Source organism: Arthrobacter sp. CAN_A6 (genome assembly GCF_015751715.1).
Classification (GTDB): Bacteria; Actinomycetota; Actinomycetes; order Actinomycetales; family Micrococcaceae; genus Arthrobacter_D.
The window spans coordinates 355,685-378,312 of record NZ_JADOUV010000001.1 but is presented as its reverse complement, the minus strand read 5'-3'; the positions used below and the strand labels follow the sequence as shown (position 1 = coordinate 378,312).

Here is a 22,628-nt window from a genome sequence, read left to right as displayed (position 1 = left end):
TTCATCGACTGCATACTTGTGCTTGGCAGCGCGCTGGGCGTCACGGAAGGCCTGAACGGGAGGGTCACGATGGCTCCACGGGAGTGGATTCCCATTCGCGTACTGGACGGAGTACTGGACACCCGGATCCGGGGCAGTGGCGATCCAGTGATTCTGATTCAGACCGCCCTCACCCGCGACGAGTTCCTGCCCGTCTCCGTCCAGGCCGATCTTGCCGACAAGTACGAGGTTCTGCTCTATCATCGCCGTGGATATGGAGGGAGCAGCCCCGCTCGCGGAGCCGGGTCCATAGAGCGCGACGCAGTGGACTGCCGGCACCTGCTGCGAACCCTGGGTATCGGGAAAGCGCATGTAGTCGGAGTGTCCTACAGCGCTGCAGTGGCCCTGCAACTCGCGGCATCGGCTCCGGGGGCCGTTCAGAGCCTGTGCCTCATCGAGCCGCCCCCGGTTCACACCCCCGCAGCCACTGAGTTCGTGGCCGCCTGTGGACTGCTCATCGAGGATTACCGCCGCCGCGGGCCGGCACGTGCAATCGATGGCTTCCTGACCCGTCTCATGGGACCTGCCTGGCGAACCGACCTCGAACAGCACGGTGCCGGACATGCCACTGACGTAGAACGCGACGCCGAGACATTCTTCACCGCTGACATCCCCGCCCTCCTCGGCTGGCGGTTCGGGACCGAAGAGGCTCGACGGGTCACTCAGCCCGTTCTGTACGTGGGCGGAAGCAACAGCGGACCGTGGTTCGCGGAAGTACGGCAACTTCTGCTGCGCTGGTTACCCCACGCCGAAAACGTGGTGCTTGCCGGAGCGGATCATTCACTCGCCATCACCCATGCGGCACCACTTGCGGCTGCCCTGGCGGACTTCCTCAGCCGCCACCCCCTGGGACTCGATTCACCGCCCAACAGGGACATAACGCCCCGGTAACACTCCAGCAACATGCACCGGCCACCATGGAGGCATCCGGGAATGCCCATTGGGAGCACAGTTCCAGCCCGGTCAACCGGCGGCATTCCACTGCCTAAAATGGAGCAATGACTGCAACCCTCGTGGCCAAGGCACTGTCCGGCGGCTACGGACACCGGACCCTGTTCGACAACCTGAACCTCACGGTTGCGCCGGGGGATGTGGTGGGCGTGGTCGGCCCGAACGGCGCCGGCAAGTCGACACTACTGAAACTGCTGGCCGGCATGGACTCCCCGTTCGCAGGGTCGGTCAGCACCACTCCGACCGACGCCTTCGTAGGCTGGCTCCCCCAGGAGCACGAGCGGATAGGTGGCGAAACGGTGGCGCAGTACCTTGGGCGCCGCACCGGCGCGACGGCGGCGACGGTCACCATGGAGCGGACGGCGGAGGCACTGGGTTCCGGGGCATCGGGGGCGGACGACGCTTACGCTGCGGCGCTCGATCACTGGATGGCTTCCGGCGCAGCCGACCTCGATGAACGCATGCCCGCCGTCCTGGCCGACGTGGCCGAGGCCATCGATCCCGCGACGCCGACCACCGCACTCTCGGGCGGCCAGCTGGCTCGGGTGGCGCTCGCTGCCCTGCTGCTGAGCCGGTTCGACATGGTGCTGCTCGACGAACCGACCAACGACCTCGACCTCGACGGGCTGGCGCGGCTCGAGGAGTTCATGCTGGGACTGAGGGGTGGCGCCGTGCTGGTCTCCCATGACCGTGAGTTCCTCGCCCGCTGCGTCACCACGGTGGTGGAGCTCGACCAGGCACAGAACAGGGTTGCGGTGTATGACGGCGGCTATGACGCCTTCCTCGAGGAGCGTGCCGTGTCGAAGCGCCATGCGCGTGAAGCGTACGAGGAGTTCGCCGACAAGAAGTCGGAGCTGGTCGGGCGGGCCCGCACGCAGCGGGAGTGGAGCTCCCAGGGCGTCCGCAATGCAATGAAGAAGAGCCCTGACAATGACAAGATCCGGCGCAGGGCCAGCATGGAGTCATCAGAGAAGCAGGCGCAGAAAGTGCGCCAGATGGAGTCGAGGATCGCCCGTCTGGAGGAGGTCGAGGAGCCGCGCAAGGAATGGCAGCTGCAGTTCAGCATCGGCTCCGCGCCGCGCTCGAGTTCCGTGGTGGCCACCCTCAACTGCGCATCGGTGACGCAGGGCAATTTCACCCTCGGGCCGGTATCACTCCAGCTCAACGCCGGGGAGCGAATCGGGATCACCGGGCCCAACGGTGCAGGAAAGTCGACGCTGCTCCGCCTGCTGCTGGGCCACCAACCGCCCGACGTCGGCACCGCCTCCCTCGGCTCGAACGTGGCGGTCGGGGAGATCGACCAGGCACGCGGCCAGTTGGCGGAGGGTTCACCGCTCGGAGATGCGTTCGAGGCTGCAGTCCCGAACCTCGCGCAGGCCGAAGTAAGGACGCTGCTGGCGAAGTTCGGGCTGAAGGCCGACCAGGTGGGCGCCGTCGTCGGCTCGCTCTCCCCCGGCGAGCGAACGCGGGCCGGGCTCGCACTGCTGCAGGCGCGCGGGGTGAATCTCCTGGTGCTCGACGAGCCGACTAATCACCTCGACCTGCCGGCGATCGAGCAGCTCGAGGACGCGCTCGAGACTTATATCGGCGCACTGCTGCTGGTCACCCACGACCGACGGCTCCTCGCCGATGTCCGTCTGGATGCCCGCTGGGAGGTCGATAGCGGTTCGGTGCGGATCCGGTAGGAAGAGACCTGTTGGCCGCCGATCAGCGGCAGCTCAACCCGCCTGTTTCCTGAACTGACCGAGGAGCACCCTGACGCGTTCGTCGATGTCGTCGCGGACCAGTCGCATCCGCTCCAGCCCCTCGATGCCTCGGGTGCTCGGTTCGTCGGTCTCCCACCGCTCGTACCGGGTTCCCTCGATCTCATCGAGCTGGGCTTCAGCCCCGAGGATGACGACGACGTCGGCCGCTTGCTGGGCCTCCACCGTCACAGCTTTCGGGAATTCGCCGCTCACGTCCACTCCGACCTCCGCCAGGGACTCGGCCGAGAGCTGGTTGATGGCAGCGCCGGGTTTCGTTCCCGCAGACGCGACGGTGACGGAGTCCCCTGCGGCGCTGCGCATGAGCCCCGCTGCCATCTGGGACTTGCCCCCGTTCTTGGCGCACACGAACAGCACAGCGGGCTTGGCGGCTTTGTAGCTCATACAGGTCTCACTTCCTGAGTCAGTGCGATTCGCTGAGGACCCCCGCAAGGGTGTTCAGCGCCCCGGGCACGAGGGAGTAGTAGGCCCACACACCGCGCTTCTCGCGGTGCAGGATCCCGGCGTCGACCAGGATCTTCAGGTGGTGGGACACCGTCGGCTGCCCGAGACCGAGCGGCTCGGTCAGGTCGCAGACGCACGCTTCACTCCCGTCGCTGGAGGAGATCAGGGAGACCAGGCGTAACCGGTTCGGATCCGCGATCGCCTTGAACTGCTTCGAGAGTTCCAGAGCCCGCGCAGCGCTCATTGCCGGTGATCCCGACGGCGTGCAGCAGGGCGCAGGTTCGGCGACCGACCCCTCAGGGCGGGCTTGGGACATAGTGGTCATGCCACCATTATGCACTGACATTGACAACCGTCGATGTTTTTCACCATACTCGGTATCGATATCGATCAATGTATGTGACGGCGGGCGATCTTTCCCCGCAGAAAGGAGCACGGTGAGTACCGACTCCCTATCCGGCCCACGCCCCGAGACAACCGTCCGGGGGAAGCTTTCGACCCTCGACCGGTTCCTCCCGCTCTGGATCATCGCCGCCATGGTCGGCGGGTTGCTTCTTGGCCGCTTCGTTCCGGGCATCGCCGAAGCCCTGGACTCGGTGAAAGTCGCCAATGTGTCCCTGCCCATCGCGGTGGGACTGCTGATCATGATGTACCCGGTCCTGGCGAAGGTCCGGTACAACGAAACCGGAACGGTCCTGAAGGACCGCAAGCTCCTGATCAGCTCGCTGGTTCTGAACTGGCTGGCCGCGCCGGCCCTGATGTTCGCGCTGGCCTGGATCTTCCTGCCGGACCTGCCCGAATACCGCACCGGGCTGATCATCGTGGGCCTCGCTCGGTGCATCGCCATGGTGATGATCTGGAACGACCTCGCCTGCGGAGATCGCGAAGCCGCAGCGGTCCTGGTCTTCCTCAACTCCGTCTTCCAGGTCCTCGCCTTCGGAGCCCTCGGCTGGGTGTACCTGCAGTGGCTGCCGAACCTCCTCGGACTGCCGACCACCAGTGCCGAGTTCTCCTTCTGGGCGATCACCGCCAGCGTCCTGGTGTTCCTCGGCATCCCGCTGCTCGCGGGCTACCTGACCCGAACTATTGGTGAGAAGGCCAGGGGCCGCCAGTGGTACGAGGAGCGTTTCCTCCCGAAGATCGGGCCATGGGCGCTTTATGGCCTGCTGTTCACCATCACCCTGCTGTTCGCGCTCCAAGGGGACGAGATCACCTCGAACCCGTTCGACGTCGCCCGGATTGCACTGCCGCTGCTGGCCTACTTCCTCCTCGTCTTCGCCGCAGGCATGGTGCTAGGGCGGCTCCTCGACCTCGGGTACGCCCGCACCACCACCCTCGCCTTCACTGCGGCGGGCAACAACTTCGAACTCGCGATCGCCGTCGCTATTGCCACCTTCGGCGTCACCTCGGGTCAGGCCCTCGCGGGCGTCGTCGGTCCCCTCATCGAAGTGCCGGTCCTCGTTGCACTGGTCTACGCCGCCCTCTGGGCGCGCACCAGGTACTTTCCCACCCCCGATACCGCCACCCAGCCCGGGATCGTTGATCCTGCCACCACGAAGGTATAACCATGACTGAATCCAGCACTCCGGCCTCCATGCCAACCGACGCCGCCGGGACCGCCAGACCGTCCGTCCTGTTCGTCTGCGTCCACAATGCCGGCCGGTCGCAGATGGCCGCCGGATTCCTGAGCCACCTTTCCGAGGGCCGCATCGAAGTCCGATCGGCAGGTTCACAGCCCGCCGACCAGATCAACCCTTCGGCCGTCGAGGCGATGGCCGAGGAGGGGATCGACATCACCGCCGAAACCCCGAAGATCCTGACTGACGACGCCGTGAAGGCATCCGACGTAGTCATCACCATGGGCTGCGGGGACGAGTGCCCCTACTTCCCCGGCAAACGCTATGAGGACTGGGTGCTCGAGGATCCCGCGGGCAAGGGCGTCGACTCCGTCCGCCCAATCCGGGACGAAATCAGGACACGGATCCAGCAACTGATCTCCGAACTGCTGCCGGCCGAGGCGCCCGCCCACCCGTAGGCACCTGCGGATCGACGTCCCCTTGGCTTGCTCCGAGACTCCCCCAGTACCGTCACCATCCATCGAGGAGAACGCCCCATGCGTGAGAGAACAGCACTTCCCGTAGCCGTGATCGGAGCCGGCCCGATCGGACTGTCAGCAGCTGTGCACCTGCTGGAACGCGGGCTGACTCCGTTGGTTCTCGAACAGGGCGCCCTGGTAGGCGCCGCTGTCCGGCAGTGGGCGCATATCCGCCTCTTCTCCCCCTGGCAGTACAACGTGGATCCCGCGGCCCGGCGGCTCCTGGAACCCACGGGCTGGTCGGAGCCCCGCCCTACCGCCTTGCCGTACGGGCGGGAACTCGTCGAGGACTATCTCGAACCCCTGGCAGCCGTTCCGGCCATAGCCCAGTCGCTGCACTTCAGGACGAGGGTTCTGGCGGTCACCCGGCTCGGGATGGACAAGACCCGCACGAAGGACCGCGACGAGCAACCGTTCCTGATCCGGGTCACAGGGCCCGACGGCGTCCGGGACCACCTGGTGCAGGCCGTCATCGATGCATCCGGCACCTGGAGCCAGCCCAACCCATTGGGTCAGGCGGGCCTACCAGCATTGGGCGAGGACTCCGCGGCGCATTTCATCACCGAACCCCTGCCGGATGTGACCGGGGAGCAGCGCACCAGGTTCGCGGGCAGACGGGTTCTGGTGGTCGGTGCAGGACACTCGGCCGCCAATACGCTCATCAACCTCGGCCAGGTTGCCAAAGCCGCTCCCGGAACCTCGATCCTGTGGGCGGTCCGGGGAACCGGGTCCGCGGACCGCCTCTACGGGGGCGGGGACCTCGACGGACTGCCCGCCCGGGGGGCACTCGGTAGCCGCCTTCGGGCGCTGGTCGACGACGGCGTCGTCGAGCTGATCACCTCCTGCACCATCACTGCACTGGACGTCAGTGGGACGGCCCTGGCAGTCACTGCCTCCACTGCCGCGGGGCAGCTGACCTTCGAGGTGGACGCCCTCGTCCCGGCCACCGGCTTCCGCCCCGACCTCGGAATCCTGCGTGAACTGCGGCTCGAGCTCGATCCCGCCGTCGAAGCCCCCCGCGCTCTGGGCCCGTTGATCGATCCCGAGTTCCATTCCTGTGGAACCGTTCCCGCCCACGGTGCCGATGTGCTCGCCCACCCGGAAAAGGATTTCTACCTCGTCGGGATGAAGAGCTACGGGCGCGCCCCCACGTTCCTGCTCGCCACCGGCTACGAACAGGTCCGCTCCGTGGTCGCCTCCATCGCGGGGAATCACGCGGATGCCTCCCGCCTACAGCTCGAGCTGCCCGAAACCGGGGTCTGCAGTACGGACCTCGGCGGCTCATGCGACGCGCCCGCACCCGTCGCCTCCAACTCCTGCGGCACGGCCGGGGGAACGACCGATCAGGTGCCGGAGAAGGGCACCGGGACGGATTGTTGCTCCGGGCCGCAGCTGGTCGGCATCGGCTTCCCCACAGGAACAGCCCACGGTCGCTCAAGCGACGCCGACTACTAGAAGCCACGGGCAGCCACCGCAGACGCGGGATCGATGCCCGCGGCCAGAAGCTTCCCGACGTCAATCACCCACTCCAGCCTCCGTCGCCGGTGGACTGCATCGGCGCGCCTGAGCCGATTGTGAGAGCAGTTCTCATGTTTTCCCGATAGCGTTGTGGTTGGGCAGGGGTGGCCCGTCGTCAATCGCCGGCTGATGCTGTGCACCAGAAGCAGTACCAAGACTATTTTGAGGTTCGAGTTGAGAAACACCGATGACGAGGTGCCCGCAGCCGACCCCGCGTTGCAGGACATCCCCGCGGGCCGTGCGCGGCGGAGGGCACTCATCGTGGGCACGGGTCGCGACCGCGGCGCGCTGGCTGCAGCCCGGTCCCTCCGGCAGGCGGGCTGGTTCGTCGGCGTCGGCACGCCCGATTCCGGCGGGATGCTGGGCGCCTCGCGTGCCTGCGACGCCCATCACCTGGTCCCCCGGCCGCGGCATAACGGATCCGCGTTCATCGAGGGCGTCCGCGAGGCAGTGGAAGCCGGCACCTACGACGTCGTTTTCGGCGGCGGCGACGACTGGATGGCCGCCCTTGCCGAATATCGCGCCGAGATACCGACGCTTGTGGCCCATCCCGATGCGGGTGTAGTGGAAGCCGCCCTGGACAAGGTGCGGCTGTCGCAGTATGCGGCGAAGGTGGGGCTCGCTGCTCCCTCCACCGAGCTGGCGACCGACCAGTCGGTGCGGGATTGGCGGGGTCCGGTGGTGGTCAAGTGCCGCGAACACTGGTCCCCCGGCCAGACGCGGCCGCACCGCATCGAGGCCAAGCTCTTCCCCGATATCGCTGCTGCCCTGCCCCAGATCAAGCGCATCCGTCAGGCGGGGGCCCAGCCGGTGCTCCAGCAGGTCATCCGTGGCGGCCTCGGCGCCCTGATCGGCGTTTTCCACGAGGGGCGCCTCAGCGGAAGGACCCAGCAGGTGTCCACGAGGCTGTGGCCCACCCCCAACGGCGCGTCGGCCCGCGCAGAGACCATTCCGGTCGATGAGGAGCTCGCGCGCAAGGTCGAGGCGCTCCTCTCCGAGCTGGGGTGGCACGGCCTGGTAGAGCTTCAGTTCCTGACCGGCGACGACGGCGTGCCTTACCTGATCGACCTCAACGGCCGGTTCTTCGGCTCCATGGCACTGGCCAACGCCGCACGGCCGGGACTGACGGACATGTGGGGCCGGCTCCTGCTCGGCGAGTCGGTGGCATCCCTCGATGACGCTCGGCCCGGGGTGCGCTACGTCTGGCTGGCCGGGGACCTGCGCCGCGCGTCCGTGGAGCGCCGCGGGGGCCTGGTCGCCGACGTCGTGAATACACTGGCGTGGTCCCGGAGGGCCCAGCACAGCATCTGGGATCCCCGGGACGTCGGTCCCACGCTGAACCTGGCGATGGGACGCTTTGCGCGCGGGAAATGACTCCTGCTCCCCCGGGCGCACCGCTGGGAACTATTTGCGCCGCGCTGCCCGTAGCATGTCGAAGGGAACGTGACGTTCCGGTGCGCGCAGGACCATGAGCCCGAGCACGTACAGTCCCCCCACGACTACCCCGATGGCACCGGCCAGGACAGCGGGGTGCCGGCCGTCCAGCAGTTGGGCCACGACGAGACCGGCTCCTCCGGCGACGACGGCCAGCAGCGCCGCTCGACCGACCAGCGCTGCCGCGGCACCGGCGTCGAGCCCTCCATGACGGCGGTGCAGCAGCCAGCCGTTCAGGAGCGCCGCCCCCAGCAGTGACGCACTCGTAGCGAGGGCGATTCCCGCGATCCCCAGGACCGGGGCCAACAGGATGTCGCCCACCACGTTCACCAGCATTGCCACCACCGCGACGATCACCGGCGCCTTCGAGTCACCCACGGCGTAGGACGCGCTCACCACCACCTGGCGGCACCCGAGCGCGATGAGCGCGGGGGCGTACCAGATCACAGCAGTGGCGGTGGCTGCAGCGTCCTCGGCGTCGAATGCCCCCCTTCCATAGGCCAGTTCGACAAGGGGAGCGGCCGCCAGGGCGAGGATCAGGCACAGCGGAGCGAGGACGGTCACCGTCACGGCGAGGCCGCGGCCCACCAGCCGCCGCACTTCGGTGGGATCCTTCGACGCCGCGCTGAGGGCCGGATACAGCGGCACCAGAAGTGAGGCGATGAGCAGGGTTTCCGGCAGGTTGACCAGCCGCCAGCCGTAGGACAGTGCGGTGATCGCGCCCTCCTCGAGCGTGGACCCGACGGCCCGGTCCACCAGGGTGTTGATGTTCCCGATGGCGCTGCCGACCAGCAGCGGCGGCACCAGGCGCGCGATCTCCCGGAAACCCGGGTCCCGGAGAGCCAGCCTCGGCCGTACCCGCGTTCCCAGTGCACGCAACGGTGGTAGTTGGAGCAGGAGCCGTGCTCCCGACCCGACGACGAAGCCCACGGCGAGCGCGGAGATTCCGTATCGGGGTCCGAAGACCCCCGCGGCACCGATCATGATGATGTTGAAGGGAACGCCCTGCAGGGATGACCACACCACCCGTCCGTGAGCCTGCGCCACCGCAGCCAGCAGGTCGGTGCCCGCGATGAGGACCGTGGCGACGAGGACGATGCGCGTCAACTGCTGGGTCAATTCGAATTGGGCTCCCTCGAAGCCGGGGGCGATGAGGGACGTCACGGGGCCGGCGAAGATCCCCATCACTATTGCGCCGAGCCCGAGGACCACCATGGTGACGGTGAGCGCCACATCGAAACCCGAATGCCCCTTGCAGCCGTCCGGTTCGGCTGCCGCTTCACGCGCCGTGACAGGAATGACCGAGCGGGCCATGGCATAGGCAATCAGCCCGAGCACGATGTTCATGAGCCCCTGCGCCACGAGGTAGGCATCAAGGCTGGCACCCGCGCCATAGACGGCAGCGATCACGACGTCGCGGAGGAAACCGAACAGGGTGGAGATCGCTGTCAGCGCAGTGACAAGAACCGCGGCGCGCGAGACGCTTCCTTGCCTAGCGATGGCTTTTGCCGCCATGCCGGGCCGGTGTGGTTGTGCTTCTCATCGACGGCTAGCGGCCCGGTTCACGTTCGAGGGCGCGATCGTGCTCATGATGGGCTTGCCGGATGAGATCCTGGAACTCGGTTTCGTTGCGGATGAGGCGCTTGTACTTCTCGGGGAGCTTCTTCAGTTCGGCTTCCTCGGCGCACATCTTCTCGAAGATCTTGTCCCGCTCTGCGATGTCCGTTTCGTAGTTGAGGTCCAGGTACTCCTCCGCGTGGCGCTTCGCGCCCGAGACGGCGTTCTTCGCCTTGCCCTTCGGGCTGAAGACGGAGGCGAGGACGGTGATCAGCAGGACGCCGAGGATCACGCTGAGGGAAAGTCCTGTGCTGATCTCGACGACGGGCACCGGTTCGCCGTCGTTGATGAAGGGCAGGTTGTTCTCGTGCAGGGCGTGGAGGATCAGCTTCACGCCGATGAACCCGAGGATAACGGCCAGCCCGTACGAGAGGTAGATCAGGCGGTCGAGCAGTCCGTCGATGAGGAAGAACAGCTGACGGAGGCCCATCAGCGAGAACGCCGTCGCGGTGAAGACGATGAAGGTGTTCTGGGTGAGGCCGAAGATCGCGGGGATCGAGTCCAGGGCGAAGAGGATGTCCGTGCCGCCGATGGCCACCATGACCAACAGCATGGGGGTGAGGACACGCTTGCCGTTCTCGACGGTGAACAGCTTGTCGCCGTCGTAGTGTTCGGAGGCCGGGAGAAAGCGCTTCGCGAGGCGGACCATGAGGGTCTGGCCGTCGTCGGAGTGGGCGTGCGGCTTCAGCAGGTTGCCCGCCGTTATCAGCAGGATCAGTCCGAAGATGTAGAAGATCCACGCGAAGCTGTTGATCAGCGCGGCGCCGAGGAAGATGAATCCGGTGCGGGCGATCAGGGCGAAGACGATCCCGAACAGGAGCACCTTCTGCTGATCCGCGCGCGGCACCTTGAAGGTGGACATGATGATCAGGAACACGAAGAGGTTGTCCACCGACAACGCCTTCTCGGTGACGTACCCGGCGAAGTACTCGGTGCCCATGGTGGGACCGCCGAAGATCAGGACTCCCACACCGAACACGAGGGCGAGGCCGACGTAGATGGAGGACCAGATCGCCGACTCCCGCAGGGTGGGCGTGTGGGCCTTCCGGACATGGAAGAAGAAGTCGAACAGCAGCAATCCTACGATTCCCACGATCGTGAGTGTCCAGACGTAAAAGGGTACTTCCATCCTGCGGTCTCCTTGGTGATGCGGTCGGTTTCTATCCCTAACGCTAGTGCGTCCGGCCTAAACTGGCGCAGGACCTTTCCTTCGAACCAGGGACACTCAATGAAATCGACCATGCGCAGCGCAGTGCTCCACACCGCCGGATCAAGCCGTCCCTATACAGGAAGCAACCCCCTGCGGATCGAGAACGTTCCCATTCCCCGTCCGCGGGCCGGGGAGCTCCTCGTCCGGATCGAGCGCGCCAGCCTCTGCCACTCGGACCTCTCGGTGATCGACGGCTCCCGCGTGCGGCCCCTCCCGATGGCACTGGGCCATGAAGCGACAGGGGTGGTTGAGGAGGTAGGGCCGGAGATCAGCGATGTGGCTTCCGGGGACCACGTGGTGCTCGTCTTCGTCCCGTCGTGTGGGGACTGCAGGGCGTGCAGTGCCGGGCGTCCCGCGCTGTGCTACCGCGGAGCGGAAGCCAACGGAAGCGGGAACCTGCTGCACGGCGACGCCCTCCTGCGCTCGGAGGACGGCGTTCGGATCAATCATCACCTGGGCGTTTCCGCCTTCTCCGAGTACGCGGTGGTAGCACGGGAGTCGGCGGTGGTGATCGACGACGACGTGCCGTTCGACGTCGCCGCGATGTTCGGGTGTGCGGCCCTGACCGGAATTGGCGCTGTCCTCAATACGGCGCAGGTGAAGCCGGGGCAGTCCGTGGTGGTGTTCGGGCTGGGAGCCGTCGGGCTGATGTCCGTCATGGCCGCAGCACAGGTTCCTGACACCGCCGTGGTGGCCATCGATCCGCTTGCTGCCAAGCAGGACCTCGGGCGGCGGTGCGGTGCGCACGCGGCCGGCTCCCCCGATGAAGCAGCTGGGCTTCTCTCCGCCCTCACCGGGAGCGGGGAGGGCGCCGACGTCGTCATCGAAGCGGTGGGCAGCGCCCGCGTCATGGAGGCAGGGCTCGCCCTGCTGGCACGCGGCGGCGCCATGGTCTCCGTGGGGCTGCCGCATCCCGAACAGGAGCTCACTGTGCAGGCCCTGCAGTTCGCGGGTACGGGCAAACGGCTCCTGGGATCCTACATGGGAGATGCAGTGCCCTCCAGGGACATTCCGGCCTACCTCGACCTGTGGCGATCGGGAAGCCTGCCGGTGGAACTCCTCCACACCGACACGCGGCCCCTTGCCGACCTCAACGAGAGCCTCGACGCGCTCGCGGACGGGCGCGTGGTGCGGCGTATCTTCACCATGGACTGACAGTCGATGGCGCGACAGGCGCAGAAAGGCTCCACCCCGAATGGGAGGAGCCTTTCTGTGCACCCAGGTTCCTGGCTGGTGCTAGTAGCTGCGCTCGTGCGTGTACCCGTAAGGAACCTCGGAACTGAGCGAGACCGTATAGTGGCCCGGCTGGGTCCGGTCGATCAGGATTCCCTGGGAGCAGGTGCCCGTGGCCACATGCTGGAGATCCTCGAGCGCGGCGTTCAGGCGCTCCTCGAGCTGAAGTGCGTTGTCAGCCCGTACTTGGATGGAACTGCGCACGTTCGTGATGTTCATTGATCTGTAACTTCCGTTTAGGTTTAGATGGAGCGGTGGTGCCGGGAAGGCTCGACGAAGCATCTGACGGCCGCGACGCCCAGTAGACCCTGCGGCTCCTCCTCCACCGGGTGGGAGCGGTAGGGAGTTTCGTCAACAAGGCCGCCTTCACTATACCGGGCGCACCTCTTCCTACCGGGCACGGATTGCCGTTCGGAGCCCCGGTTCGCTCTGAGCACCAGCCGTGCTAGCGTCTCGTCCCTGCAGTCGAAGGCAATCTCGGGAGGTGCATCCCACCTCTGGAAAGCCTCGAGGAAGCGCGGCACACCTGCATCGATCTGGATTGGAGAGTCCAGGACCTGCTCATCATTCCGGTGGCCGAACTCCCAAAGGAATTCCTTCCGGGAGCCGCCTCCACCGGAGGGGAACGCTGAGCCGAAACCCGCCGCAATGCTGGATCAGGGGTTTCAGTGACCTCCGGCATGGACGTTATCCGACCGGGGTTGTACAGTGCCAAAGTGAGGCCCTGACCGGGCCGGGTTTGTCCGCTTTATCCCGACCCGGTCAGGGCTTTTATCACGTCCAGTAGTGGGCGACGTCGATGATCAGACGCGACCCTCCTCCTGGGCCGTCGAGCACGAACGCCCGGAACGGGAGCCGGGCACGGACGCCCAGCCCGATGAGTGTCTGCGCTTCGTGGCTACCGCCCCAGGCAAGCTGCCGGAAGGTCAGGTAGCCGGCGACGTTCGACAGCTCGTTCTGGTTTGCGATGTGATAGGTAGCCCGTCCCCACTCGTCGTATGCCGGAGCATCCATGATCAATCGCAGATCGGCGTTTCCGCGGAGGGGGATTTGGTTGCCTGAGCCGATGCCGTACACGGTGGAGACGTACTTGATGCTGTAACTGGGGGCTTTCCCGCGAAAATCGATGACCATTCTGTCGAAACAGTCATGCCGTCCAGTTCGCACGTTGGTGATAGGCGCGTTGGTGATCGAATTACTTGCCTTCGGGAGCGATCCCCATGTGGTTCCGCACGCCGCGGACGCTGGCGCGGTTCCGGTGATACCAAGGCCCGCAACGAGTGCGAGCGTGGCGAGTGCGGCAGGTATTCTCCCTGCCACACGTGATTTAAACATGATGCACCACCTCAAATTTGCCGGATAGGTAAATCTATGGTAGGAGCACTGGGGCAGAAAGGACCGCCCGCCCGGAGAGTGACGCCGAATTGTTAGGATTTCCCCATGACAAGACTCCCCGTTGCCCTGGTCACCGGAGCCTCCCGCGGTATTGGACTCGCCATCGCATGGGAGCTCGCCTCGACCCACCATCTCCTGTTGGGCGGCAGGGACGCCCTGGCACTGAAGAGCCTCGCCGCCGGTTTCCCGTCCGCCGATCCATTTGCAGCGGAACTCCGCGATGCGGCCCAGGTGGGACAGGCTTGTACCGGCATCAGCCACCTTGACGTGCTGATCCACTCGGCGGGAGTGCTGCGGATGGGTACGGTCGCGGAGGTTCCGGAGGACGCCTGGCGGGAAAGCTTCGAGATCAACCTCTTCGCCGTCGCTTCGCTCACCAGGACGCTCCTCCCTGCCCTTCGAACCGCGCGAGGGCAGGTCATCGCCATCAACTCCGGCTCCGGATACAGCTCGGGTGCCGGATCCGCGATCTACAGCGGCACGAAATTCGCGCTCCGTGCGCTGACCGATGCCCTCCGCGAAGAGGAACGCAGCCACGGGGTACGGGTCAGCTCAATCCATCCCGGCCGCGTAGCCACCGACATGCAGCAGGAACTGCACGACTGGGAGGGCAAGGACTACACCCCGGAGGCCTGGATCCGCCCCGAGCAGGTGGCGAAGGCCGTCCGGCTCGCCGTGGACGCCACCCCCGAAGCAACGATCGAGACCCTCAGCATCCGGCCCTCCGGAATCCGCTAGGAGCTCGACCGGGCACCACCCGCGGCTTCCCGAACTGGGTCTGGACACCCGGCGAGAACAGCACGGAGTCAGGCGGCCCATCCAGGATGAATCCCGCAGCGCGCAGGAGCCCGTCGTCGAGCTCGGTCACTGTGGCCGGATGGAGGGGCCAGGGCGTGTGGGTATTGGGAATGTAGAGCGTGCGTCCGCCGAGCGTGCTGTGCAGGCCGAAGCGGGCCGTCAGCTCGAGCGACACGGCGTCGTCGGCCTTGCGAGCCAGATCCGGCTCCACGGCAAAGCGCGACGACGCCTGCCCGCGGAACCGTGCGACGTCGTACCCGTACGACGTCGGCCTCTCTCCTGCGGAGAGGGGACGGCACCGAGACCACACATAGGGGATACCGCCGGCCCTGGCGACAAGCACGACGGCGAGTCGGGAGGCATCGAGCGTGACGAAGACCACTCCCCTGGTTCCGTCCTTCTCCCGGGAGTAGAGGCGCACATTGATCTCGGCGAAGGAACCGAAGTAAGGAACGGGCAGGCCCCGGCCCACGCCGGCGCCGACCATGCGGAATCCGATCAAGCCCACCCAGGACGAGCCCTCGATCTCGTCGGGAACGGTGCCCGGCGGCATGAAGCGCGCCGCCGCCGACGGCGGGATCCGCCAGTGCAGGAAAACTGCGTCGGCCCACAACTGGTCCATGATGACCGGGCGCGGGAGCTTGGGAGGTTGCGGCCAGTGGCTGACAGTTTCTGACGCCATGAGGCTCCCCTTAGAAGGCATACCGAATGCGGCAGTATGGAATAGTTTCCTCGGCCAGCGCCAGGAGCTTGTCGAGATACCCGCGCTTCTCATAGGCAATGTATCGCACGTTGGTGAATCCGTTGCCGGACTTCTTGACCTCCTGCAGCTCCGGACGCCATAAGATCTCCTCGGCCTGCGGGTGCCAGCCGAGGTTCACCTCGTGGAGCTGCTGATTATGGGTCAGGAAGATCACCTCCGCAGCAAGTTGTTCTTTTGCTGCCGGCGACAGCGCTGCATCAAGCTGGAGGAACAGTTCCTTCCATTCCTGCAGCCAGCCGGGGGTGATGATCACGGGTGAGAAGTTGACGTGGACCTCGTAACCGGCGTCCACGAAGTCGTTGATGGCGGCGATCCGCTCACCGACCGGGGAGGTCCGGACGTCGACGGTTCTGGCGATCTTCTCCGGCATCAGCGAGAAGCGGATCCTCGTTCGCCGTTGCGGATCCCAGGTGAGCAGCTCGCGGTTCACGTACTTGGTGGCGAAGGACAGCTTCGCAGTGGGCAGTTCCCGGTACAGCTCCACGAGGTCCTGCACATTGTCGCTGACCAGGGCGTCGACCGAGCAGTCACTGTTCTCCCCGATGTCGTAGACCCAGGCGGAATCGTCGCACTGGTTGGGTTCGAGCTTCATGCCCTGCCGTGCGACGTGCCGCTCCAGGTAACCGCTGATCTGTTCGATATTCGCGAACACCGTGATGGGGTTGCTGTAACCCTTGTGGCGGGGCACATAGCAGTAGGCACACGCCATGGCGCAGCCGTTCGCCGTCGACGGCGCGATGAAGTCGGCGGACCGTCCGTTGGGCTTCGCGCTCAGGCTTTTCTTGACGCCCACCACCAGCGCTTCGGTCTTGATGCGGACCCACCGCTGCACATTGGCCTCGTTGCCGTTCAGCTCGGGGATGCGCCAGTGGCTGGCCACCTCGACGACGTCGGCCTCGGGCCAGCGCGCGAGGATCTCCTGCCCGCGGGGCAGCGCGGCGGCGGCCGGCTCGATATAGATACGACTGATCTGCAGCAGCTTGTTGGCCTGAAGCATGCAACCTTCCCGGAACGGTGCGTCCTTACCCCTTCAGGCTAGCCAATGCCACTGACAAAACTGCCTGCCCGGTCAGAAGGTCCGCACGCACGTTTCCACTGCTGCACGGCAGGGGCGGTCGCAGTTTCGCGGCTTCGGCGGGACCGGTTGCTGAAGGCGAAGGGCCGCGGCGTCGTAACGTTCCAATGCCACCTCGGCGAGCACGGGGTGTGGCAGGAGGGGCGCGCTCACCACGTCTGCACCGGAAAGTGCCAGCTGGTCGTGGAAGTATCCAGGCGCCAGAAGGTAGGAAGCCACGGCGACACGGCCGGCATGGCTGGCTGCCCGCAGGGCACGCGTAGCCTCCGGGACGGAGGGCCGGGCTTTTGATCCGAAACCCGGTTGGACCGGACCGGCGCGCAGGGCCCGCAGGTCCCGGACCAGAGAACCCACGTCAACACTGGCACAGGCATCGGATGAGCCCGCGGCGGCGAGCACCACCGCTTCGGAATCCCCAACGCCCGCCTCCAGGAGCCGGCCCGCCAGCAGCCCTGCCAGGCGGGGATCCGGGCCCAAGGGTAGGGCAGCGAACGTATTGGACCGGCCTTGGGCAGCGCGGGCGATATCCACCTTGACGTGATAGCCGACCGAGAGCAGCAGGGGGACGATGATCGCGGGAACACCCTCAGGCAGGGAAGCGAGGACGTTCGGAAGCTCCGGCTGCTGCACATCGACATATGCTTCCCGGACGTCGATTCCGGGGCGGAGTCCAGCAATGTCCTCGCGGAGCCTGTCGATCTCGCGGCGGCCCGCCGCACTATCGGTTCCATGGGCACAGGCGATAAGGATTGCTGTTTCTGTCATGCTGCCCATAGAACATCGCGGCGGGATGAAACGTCCACCTGCTGGTTATCCTGCTGCTGCAATTTCCACGATTCCATCGACGATACGCGTCGGATAGATGGTCAGGCCGGCACCGCCGAGCTGGCATTCCCCGGTTTCGAGGTCGTAGATCTCCTTGTGAAGAGGCGACGCGATGGTCGGGCGGAGGCCTGTGGAACCCACGATCCCCCGGGCCATCACCTGCGCGGATGTTCGAGGGTCCCGGTTGCTCACTGCATGAACTTTCCCGCCGGGCAGTTTGAAGAGTGCAATCTGTTCGTTGCCGATGAGTGCTGCCTCTCCCCACGATTCCTCCAGGTCCGCCAAGGGGCAGACGTGCTGCCACAAGGCCGGAGCACCAGTTCTCGCGGTAATCTGCGACCCCTCCGAATCTGCGTTCTCAACCTTGTCCAGGACGAGTTCAGTCATGGCGGCCCTTCCTCTTGGCGCTGCTGCGGTCCGTGCGGGTATCCAAGAAATCTAGGCGCCCCTGGTTTCGGTCGAAGGACTATGTTGTTGCCCTGCGGTAACTTCGGTCTCACCGGCCGTTCCGTTGTCCCGTGAGGCCAAAGTTAACGTGGCGATACATTCGGGACACGTGGGGGAAACCGTCGGTTCCTAGGCTGGGTGCGTAGGCCGGGGACAACTTTCCGGCGGGAGAGGTGTACCAATGGTCAACGTTCAACCCTTCAGCACTGAGTCCGGGAAGGGCCCTCTTCGCCGGATCGTGGTGGTCGGCGGCGGACCGGCGGCGCATCGTTTCGTGGAGACCCTGTGGCGCGGCGGGATGGATGGCCTGCACATCACCGTCCTGGCCGAAGAGCCTTCCGTGCCCTATGACCGGGTGGCGCTTAGCCGGGCACTGGTCGAGGACGTCGACCTTGCCCTTGGTGAGCCCCTGATGTGGCGTGAACCCGCCATCCACCTGCTCACGGGAGAACCGGCTACGGCGCTCGACCTTGAGGCGCAGCAGGTCACGGGGTTCTCCGGAACACGCTATGACTACGATGAACTCGTTCTCGCCACGGGATCGAATGCTGCACGGGCCGCGGTTCCGGGAGCTGAGCACGCCCTGGTGTACCGCACGCTGGAGGATGTGCGGCAGATGGCCTCCGCCGTTGCCACCTTGGAACCCGTCCTGGAGCAGCCGGCCAGGGCGGTCGTCATCGGTGGCGGACTGCTGGGACTGGAAGCAGCCGGAGGCCTTCAGCAGCTCGGTGCCTCGTCGGCCGTCATCAACGGCTCCAACTGGCTGATGAACGCACAACTCGATGAAGGCGCGGGGCAAGCACTGAGGCGCCTGATCATCGCTCGGGGTGTGGCGGTCCACTGCGGAGTGTACCCCAGCAGTATCGAAACCGACAGCACCGGTCGTGTGACCGGAGTGGGAATGGCGGACGGCAAGGTTCTCCCGGCCGACCTCGTGGTGATGGCTGTCGGCATCAGGCCCCGCGATGAACTGGGACGAGCGGCGGGCCTTGAAGTGGGCACCCGCGGCGGTATCCGCATTGACGGAACCTGCGCGACATCGGCCCCCCGAGTTTGGGCCATCGGCGAGGTAGCGGATTTCGGGGGCACCTGCATGGGCCTGGTGGCACCGGCCAACCTGATGGCTGAAGTGTGCGCCGACCGCATCCGGGGCGGCACCTCGACCTTCCCCGGTTTCGATACGGCGACCAAACTCAAGCTGTCAGGAGTGGAGGTTGCAAGTTTCGGTGATGCTTTCGCCAGAACCGAGGCGAGCCTCGAGATCGTGTACGCAGATCCTGCGCGCGGGCTCTACCAGAAACTCGTGGTCACCGATGACGCCAAGACCCTGCTGGGCGGGATCTTCGTAGGAGATGCCTCCCCGTACACCGCCCTGCGCCCGATGCTCGGCCGCGAGCTGCCCGCCGAACCCGGCGCCTACCTGTCCTCCACGACCGGTGCGGCCCCGGAGACCGAACTGCCGGACGACGCCATCCTGTGTTCCTGCAACAACGTCACCGCCGGAGCGTGCCGCTCGGCCGTCCACGGCACTGCGCCCGACGGTTCAAGCATCGAGCCCGCACTGGAGATGGGGGCGCTCAAAGGCTGCACCAGGGCCGGGACCCAGTGCGGCTCCTGCGTGCCGATGCTCAAGAAGCTGCTGAACGGTGAGCTCACCAAAACCGGAATGGCGATCTCCAAGGGCCTGTGTGAACACTTCGCGATGTCGCGCCCCGAACTGTTCGAAGCCATCCAGGCCCTCGATCTGGCGTCCTTCACCGAGATCCTCGCCCGCTTCGGAGCGGACGGGACGGCGAAGGCCGGCCACGGCTGTGACATCTGCAAACCGGTGATCGGCTCGATCCTCGCCAGCCAGCGCGCGGAGTATGTGCTGGACGGCGGGCGCGGAACACTTCAGGACACCAATGACCGCGCACTGGCGAACATGCAGCGGAACGGGACCTATTCGGTGGTGCCCCGGATTCCCGGAGGCGAGATCACCCCACAGAAGCTGGCAGTCATCGCCCGCGTCGCCGAGGACTTCGGCCTCTACGTGAAACTGACCGGGGCCCTGCGCATCGACATGTTCGGAGCGCGCCTTGAGCAGCTGCCCGAGATCTGGAAGATCCTTGTGGAAGCCGGCTTCGAATCAGGACAGGCCTACGGAAAAGCGCTGCGGAATGTGAAGTCCTGCGTCGGGTCCACCTGGTGCCGCTTCGGCGTCCAGGACTCGGTGTCCATGGCCATCAATCTTGAACTGCGTTATCGGGGGCTACGCGCACCGCACAAGTTCAAGATGGGCGTTTCCGGCTGCGCACGGGAATGTGCGGAGGCACGCGGCAAGGACGTCGGGGTGATTGCCACGGATCAGGGCTGGAACCTCTACGTCGGCGGCAATGGTGGATTCCAGCCTGCGCACGCTCAGCTGCTGGCCAAGGACCTCGACGACGAGACGCTCATCCGGTACGTCGACCGGTACCTCATGTACTACATCCGCACCGCGGACCGCCTGCAGCGCACCGCCCGGTGGATGGAGGAACTGGACAACGGCATCGATCACGTCCGGAGCGTGGTGGTGGAGGATTCGCTGGGAATCGGGGCCGATCTGGAGGCGGCAATGGCCCGCCACGTCGACCACTACGAGGACGAATGGGCGGCAACACTGAAGGACCCGGAACGGTTGCGGCGCTTCCGCTCCTTCGTCAATGCCCCTGATGCTGCCGATCAGTCGATCGTCCTGGTCGAGGAACGCGGCCAGCGCCGGCCCGCCACCGAGGCTGAGATCGAGGAGAGCCGCCGTGCTCCCGTCCCGGTGCTGCTGGGATCGACAATTCCGCTGCGCGAAGCTACAGCGTCAGTGGAGGCATGACCGTGGAGCTGCGTGTCGACCTTGCCGGATGCACCGTGCTCATCACCGGAGGCGAGGCCGCCTCGCGCCGTGCAGTGCGCCGCTACCAGGCAGCCCGGGCAACTGTGCAGCGCCTGGAACGTCCCGGGGACTTCGATCCGTCAATGCTCGACGACGTCCAGCTCGTAGCGGTCGTCGACGACGGCCAGCCGGGCTGGGCGCAGGTGGAACAACTGAGCCGTCTCCACAGAATTCCGCTCACGCACGAGGAAGCCGCCCTTGCCAACGGCAGCGTGACCCTGGTGGGCGGCGGACCCGGCGCCACCGGGCTGCTGACCCTGCATGCGGCCGCGGCGCTGAGGGAAGCCGACGTCGTCCTCTTCGACCGGCTCGCGCCGACCGCGGACCTTCCGGATCTCGCCCCTGCCGCGGAACTGGTCGACGTCGGAAAACAGCCTGGGCACCACCCGATTCCCCAACGGGAGATCGAGGCCCTGCTGATCGCCCACGCCCTGGCCGGACGGCACGTCGTCCGACTGAAGGGTGGTGATCCCTTCGTTTTCGGTCGGGGAAGCGAGGAACTGGCAGCCTGCGTGGAAGCAGGGGTGCCGTGCCGTGTGATTGCGGGTATCAGCTCCGCGATTGCCGTTCCTGCCGCAGCCGGCATACCCGTGACACACCGGGAAGTGAGCCACCTCTTCACCGTGGTCTCCGGCCACGCACCCCTGACCGACGACGAACACCTCCACCTGACCGGGCTGGGCGGGACGATCGTAGTGCTCATGGGGGTGGGGACGCTCCCCCAACTCGCAGCCGGTCTCGCGAGGGCAGGGATGCGGCAGGACATGCCGGTCGCCGTCGTCGAACGGGGTTACAGTCCGTCGCAGCGGACTACCACCGGAACGCTGTCGACAATCGTGACCGCTGCCGGTTCTGCACGCTGCCAGTCTCCCGCTGTCCTCGTCATCGGCGAGGTGGTGCGGGTGGGGTTGAACCTTGCAGGGGCAGCGCAACTGGCCGACCTGCCCCAGCCGGTGGCGGTTCCGTGAGCGCGCCGGCCGGCGGTGAGGCGCCCATCAGCAACAGGCAATTGGAGGGGTTCCGCATCGGTGTGACCTCCGACCGCCGGTCGGCCGACCTCATCGAGGCGCTTGAACGTCGCGGGGCCCAGGTGCTCCATGCGCCTGCCCTGAAGATCGCGCCGATAGCCGAAGATGTGAGCCTGCTCGCCGACACCCGCGCGATGCTCTCCGCTCAACCGGACCTCTTCGTGATTACGACTGCCTATGGGATGCGGCGTTGGTTCGAAGCCGCAGATGCCGCCGGCCTCGGGGACTCCCTCCTCGAGATTCTCGATGCCGGTGAAATCTACGTTCGCGGGCCGAAGGCGCGGGGGGCGGTGCGCGCTGCCGGCCTCACCGATGCAGGGATCAGCCACGACGAGACCACCGCGACCCTGGTGGACATGCTCCTGCAACTCGATCTGACGGGGCTCACCATCGGCGTCCAACTGCACGGCTACGCCGATGTCCATCAGCTTGAACGACTGAGGGCAGCCGGCGCCCGGATTTTGACCGTGACCCCGTACCGGTGGATCAAACCCGAAGGCGCGGACAGGTTGCCCCGGCTCATCGAGGCAGCCTGTGCCGGCCAGCTGGACTGCGTCACATTCACCAGCGCGCCGGCCGTGGACGCCCTCTTCAGCACCGCGGCGGAACTGGGTCTGCTGGAAGCGCTGACGAACCGCTTTCGAAACGGCCTGGTGGCGGCGGCAGTGGGACCCGTTACTGCCCAGCCATTGCTCGATGCGGGAATCGAACCCCTGGTACCCGAACGGTTCCGAATGGGCGCCCTGATCCGGATGGTGTGCGAGCACTTGGCCGAGCACCAGGTGAAACAACTGCAGACCCGGTCCGGGCTGGTGGAGATCCGGGGCCGCGCCGTCATCGTCGGTGACGTTCGGATCGCACTCGCCCCCGCCCAGCTTCTCCTGCTGAAGGCGCTGCTCACCGCCGGAGGCGCCGTCGTCGGGCGGACCGCCCTGGCGGGGATACTGGCCACCGGCGGGGCGGACCATGCCCTGGAGATGAGCGTCAACCGGCTCCGCAAATCCCTACCCGACCCCACCCTCGTGGAGACGGTCATCAAGCGCGGCTACCGGCTGGGGGTGTGAACGGCAGGTCCGGTAGCCTTG

The 22,628-nt window shown here is 66.2% G+C and carries 21 protein-coding genes; 11 read left to right on the top strand and 10 right to left on the bottom strand.

The annotated features are described in order from the left end of the window. Positions 1 to 69: 69 nt before the first annotated feature. Together IWX75_RS01885 and IWX75_RS01880 are read left to right on the top strand one after the other, a co-directional pair. Positions 70 to 930 carry an alpha/beta fold hydrolase gene (locus IWX75_RS01885; protein ID WP_334684039.1) on the top strand — a complete coding sequence of 287 codons (861 nt, stop codon included), beginning with the start codon at positions 70 to 72 and terminating at the stop codon, positions 928 to 930. Between the two features lie 107 nt (positions 931 to 1,037). Beyond that, complete coding sequence (locus IWX75_RS01880) at positions 1,038 to 2,675, top strand: ABC-F family ATP-binding cassette domain-containing protein (protein ID WP_196820544.1); 1,638 nt, start codon at positions 1,038 to 1,040, stop codon at positions 2,673 to 2,675. 33 nt (positions 2,676 to 2,708) lie between these two features. On the opposite strand, the gene IWX75_RS01875 is transcribed toward IWX75_RS01880, so the two are convergent. Next, positions 2,709 to 3,137 carry an arsenate-mycothiol transferase ArsC gene (locus tag IWX75_RS01875; RefSeq protein ID WP_196820543.1) on the bottom strand — a complete coding sequence of 143 codons (429 nt, stop codon included), beginning with the start codon at positions 3,135 to 3,137 and terminating at the stop codon, positions 2,709 to 2,711. Positions 3,138 to 3,156: 19 nt separating this feature from the next. After that, positions 3,157 to 3,522 (bottom strand): ArsR/SmtB family transcription factor, encoded by a 366-nt coding sequence (locus tag IWX75_RS01870; RefSeq protein WP_334684038.1) that lies wholly within the window; start codon positions 3,520 to 3,522, stop codon positions 3,157 to 3,159. 112 nt (positions 3,523 to 3,634) lie between these two features. On the opposite strand from IWX75_RS01870, the gene arsB reads away from it, so the two are divergent. The 4 genes from arsB (at position 3,635) to IWX75_RS01850 (ending at position 8,184) form a co-directional block, all read left to right on the top strand. Continuing rightward, entirely contained in the window at positions 3,635 to 4,762 is a 1,128-nt protein-coding gene (arsB, locus tag IWX75_RS01865) for an ACR3 family arsenite efflux transporter (protein ID WP_334684037.1), read from the top strand. Between the two features lie 2 nt (positions 4,763 to 4,764). After that, positions 4,765 to 5,232, top strand: coding sequence for an arsenate reductase ArsC (locus IWX75_RS01860; RefSeq protein WP_334684036.1), 468 nt, complete (start codon positions 4,765 to 4,767; stop codon positions 5,230 to 5,232). A 78-nt stretch (positions 5,233 to 5,310) separates the two neighbouring features. Next, positions 5,311 to 6,747 carry an FAD-dependent oxidoreductase gene (locus tag IWX75_RS01855; RefSeq protein WP_196820541.1) on the top strand — a complete coding sequence of 479 codons (1,437 nt, stop codon included), beginning with the start codon at positions 5,311 to 5,313 and terminating at the stop codon, positions 6,745 to 6,747. Positions 6,748 to 6,984: 237 nt separating this feature from the next. Further along, entirely contained in the window at positions 6,985 to 8,184 is a 1,200-nt protein-coding gene (locus IWX75_RS01850) for a carboxylate--amine ligase (RefSeq protein WP_334684035.1), read from the top strand. A 30-nt stretch (positions 8,185 to 8,214) separates the two neighbouring features. Here the strand turns inward: IWX75_RS01850 and murJ are convergent, their stop codons facing one another. Then, positions 8,215 to 9,759 (bottom strand): murein biosynthesis integral membrane protein MurJ, encoded by a 1,545-nt coding sequence (gene murJ, locus IWX75_RS01845; RefSeq protein WP_196820540.1) that lies wholly within the window; start codon positions 9,757 to 9,759, stop codon positions 8,215 to 8,217. A 34-nt stretch (positions 9,760 to 9,793) separates the two neighbouring features. Next, the gene (locus tag IWX75_RS01840; protein ID WP_196820539.1) at positions 9,794 to 10,990 is read right to left on the bottom strand and encodes a TerC family protein; all 1,197 of its coding nucleotides are present in this window, start codon (positions 10,988 to 10,990) and stop codon (positions 9,794 to 9,796) included. A gap of 111 nt (positions 10,991 to 11,101) precedes the next feature. Between IWX75_RS01840 and IWX75_RS01835 the strand changes: the two genes are divergently transcribed. Then, a complete protein-coding gene (locus IWX75_RS01835) occupies positions 11,102 to 12,226 on the top strand; it encodes an alcohol dehydrogenase catalytic domain-containing protein (protein WP_196820841.1) in 1,125 nt (374 codons plus the stop codon). Between the two features lie 81 nt (positions 12,227 to 12,307). On the opposite strand, the gene IWX75_RS01830 is transcribed toward IWX75_RS01835, so the two are convergent. Continuing rightward, positions 12,308 to 12,523 carry a hypothetical protein gene (locus tag IWX75_RS01830; RefSeq protein WP_049822445.1) on the bottom strand — a complete coding sequence of 72 codons (216 nt, stop codon included), beginning with the start codon at positions 12,521 to 12,523 and terminating at the stop codon, positions 12,308 to 12,310. A gap of 555 nt (positions 12,524 to 13,078) precedes the next feature. Next, entirely contained in the window at positions 13,079 to 13,639 is a 561-nt protein-coding gene (locus IWX75_RS01825; protein WP_196820538.1) for an AMIN-like domain-containing (lipo)protein, read from the bottom strand. A 105-nt stretch (positions 13,640 to 13,744) separates the two neighbouring features. Between IWX75_RS01825 and IWX75_RS01820 the strand changes: the two genes are divergently transcribed. Beyond that, entirely contained in the window at positions 13,745 to 14,437 is a 693-nt protein-coding gene (locus IWX75_RS01820) for an SDR family oxidoreductase (RefSeq protein WP_196820537.1), read from the top strand. Here IWX75_RS01820 and IWX75_RS01815 read toward each other — a convergent pair. The 4 genes from IWX75_RS01815 to nirD form a co-directional block, all read right to left on the bottom strand. Beyond that, on the bottom strand, positions 14,409 to 15,179 hold the full coding sequence (locus IWX75_RS01815; RefSeq protein WP_334684034.1) for a YqjF family protein: 771 nt from the start codon (positions 15,177 to 15,179) through the stop codon (positions 14,409 to 14,411). The genes IWX75_RS01820 and IWX75_RS01815 overlap by 29 nt on opposite strands. 10 nt (positions 15,180 to 15,189) lie before the next feature. Continuing rightward, the gene (locus tag IWX75_RS01810; RefSeq protein ID WP_196820536.1) at positions 15,190 to 16,257 is read right to left on the bottom strand and encodes a spore photoproduct lyase family protein; all 1,068 of its coding nucleotides are present in this window, start codon (positions 16,255 to 16,257) and stop codon (positions 15,190 to 15,192) included. A gap of 72 nt (positions 16,258 to 16,329) precedes the next feature. Further along, a complete protein-coding gene (locus tag IWX75_RS01805; protein WP_196820535.1) occupies positions 16,330 to 17,100 on the bottom strand; it encodes a sirohydrochlorin chelatase in 771 nt (256 codons plus the stop codon). Positions 17,101 to 17,145: 45 nt separating this feature from the next. Continuing rightward, positions 17,146 to 17,547 carry a nitrite reductase small subunit NirD gene (gene nirD / locus IWX75_RS01800; RefSeq protein WP_196820534.1) on the bottom strand — a complete coding sequence of 134 codons (402 nt, stop codon included), beginning with the start codon at positions 17,545 to 17,547 and terminating at the stop codon, positions 17,146 to 17,148. 241 nt (positions 17,548 to 17,788) lie between these two features. On the opposite strand from nirD, the gene nirB reads away from it, so the two are divergent. Genes nirB through IWX75_RS01785 form a run of 3 tightly spaced genes read left to right on the top strand, consistent with a single transcriptional unit; the run spans position 17,789 to position 22,607 of the window. After that, positions 17,789 to 20,455 carry a nitrite reductase large subunit NirB gene (gene nirB, locus IWX75_RS01795; protein ID WP_196820533.1) on the top strand — a complete coding sequence of 889 codons (2,667 nt, stop codon included), beginning with the start codon at positions 17,789 to 17,791 and terminating at the stop codon, positions 20,453 to 20,455. A gap of 2 nt (positions 20,456 to 20,457) precedes the next feature. Next, the gene (cobA, locus tag IWX75_RS01790) at positions 20,458 to 21,483 is read left to right on the top strand and encodes a uroporphyrinogen-III C-methyltransferase (protein WP_196820839.1); all 1,026 of its coding nucleotides are present in this window, start codon (positions 20,458 to 20,460) and stop codon (positions 21,481 to 21,483) included. Then, positions 21,480 to 22,607, top strand: coding sequence for a uroporphyrinogen-III synthase (locus tag IWX75_RS01785; protein WP_196820532.1), 1,128 nt, complete (start codon positions 21,480 to 21,482; stop codon positions 22,605 to 22,607). The genes cobA and IWX75_RS01785 overlap by 4 nt, the downstream gene beginning before the upstream one ends. Positions 22,608 to 22,628: the final 21 nt, after the last annotated feature.

What these genes read in the sequence shown, in the direction of transcription:
- IWX75_RS01885 (WP_334684039.1), top strand. Translation starts at nt 70, where the DNA reads ATGGCTCCACGGGAGTGGATTCCCATTCGCGTACTGGACGGAGTACTG.
- IWX75_RS01880 (WP_196820544.1), top strand. Translation starts at nt 1,038, where the DNA reads ATGACTGCAACCCTCGTGGCCAAGGCACTGTCCGGCGGCTACGGACAC.
- IWX75_RS01875 (WP_196820543.1), bottom strand. Translation starts at nt 3,137, where the DNA reads ATGAGCTACAAAGCCGCCAAGCCCGCTGTGCTGTTCGTGTGCGCCAAG.
- IWX75_RS01870 (WP_334684038.1), bottom strand. Translation starts at nt 3,522, where the DNA reads ATGACCACTATGTCCCAAGCCCGCCCTGAGGGGTCGGTCGCCGAACCT.
- IWX75_RS01860 (WP_334684036.1), top strand. Translation starts at nt 4,765, where the DNA reads ATGACTGAATCCAGCACTCCGGCCTCCATGCCAACCGACGCCGCCGGG.
- IWX75_RS01855 (WP_196820541.1), top strand. Translation starts at nt 5,311, where the DNA reads ATGCGTGAGAGAACAGCACTTCCCGTAGCCGTGATCGGAGCCGGCCCG.
- murJ (WP_196820540.1), bottom strand. Translation starts at nt 9,759, where the DNA reads ATGGCGGCAAAAGCCATCGCTAGGCAAGGAAGCGTCTCGCGCGCCGCG.
- IWX75_RS01840 (WP_196820539.1), bottom strand. Translation starts at nt 10,990, where the DNA reads ATGGAAGTACCCTTTTACGTCTGGACACTCACGATCGTGGGAATCGTA.
- IWX75_RS01835 (WP_196820841.1), top strand. Translation starts at nt 11,102, where the DNA reads ATGCGCAGCGCAGTGCTCCACACCGCCGGATCAAGCCGTCCCTATACA.
- IWX75_RS01830 (WP_049822445.1), bottom strand. Translation starts at nt 12,523, where the DNA reads ATGAACATCACGAACGTGCGCAGTTCCATCCAAGTACGGGCTGACAAC.
- IWX75_RS01825 (WP_196820538.1), bottom strand. Translation starts at nt 13,639, where the DNA reads ATGTTTAAATCACGTGTGGCAGGGAGAATACCTGCCGCACTCGCCACG.
- IWX75_RS01820 (WP_196820537.1), top strand. Translation starts at nt 13,745, where the DNA reads ATGACAAGACTCCCCGTTGCCCTGGTCACCGGAGCCTCCCGCGGTATT.
- IWX75_RS01815 (WP_334684034.1), bottom strand. Translation starts at nt 15,179, where the DNA reads ATGGCGTCAGAAACTGTCAGCCACTGGCCGCAACCTCCCAAGCTCCCG.
- IWX75_RS01810 (WP_196820536.1), bottom strand. Translation starts at nt 16,257, where the DNA reads ATGCTTCAGGCCAACAAGCTGCTGCAGATCAGTCGTATCTATATCGAG.
- IWX75_RS01805 (WP_196820535.1), bottom strand. Translation starts at nt 17,100, where the DNA reads ATGACAGAAACAGCAATCCTTATCGCCTGTGCCCATGGAACCGATAGT.
- nirD (WP_196820534.1), bottom strand. Translation starts at nt 17,547, where the DNA reads ATGACTGAACTCGTCCTGGACAAGGTTGAGAACGCAGATTCGGAGGGG.
- nirB (WP_196820533.1), top strand. Translation starts at nt 17,789, where the DNA reads ATGGTCAACGTTCAACCCTTCAGCACTGAGTCCGGGAAGGGCCCTCTT.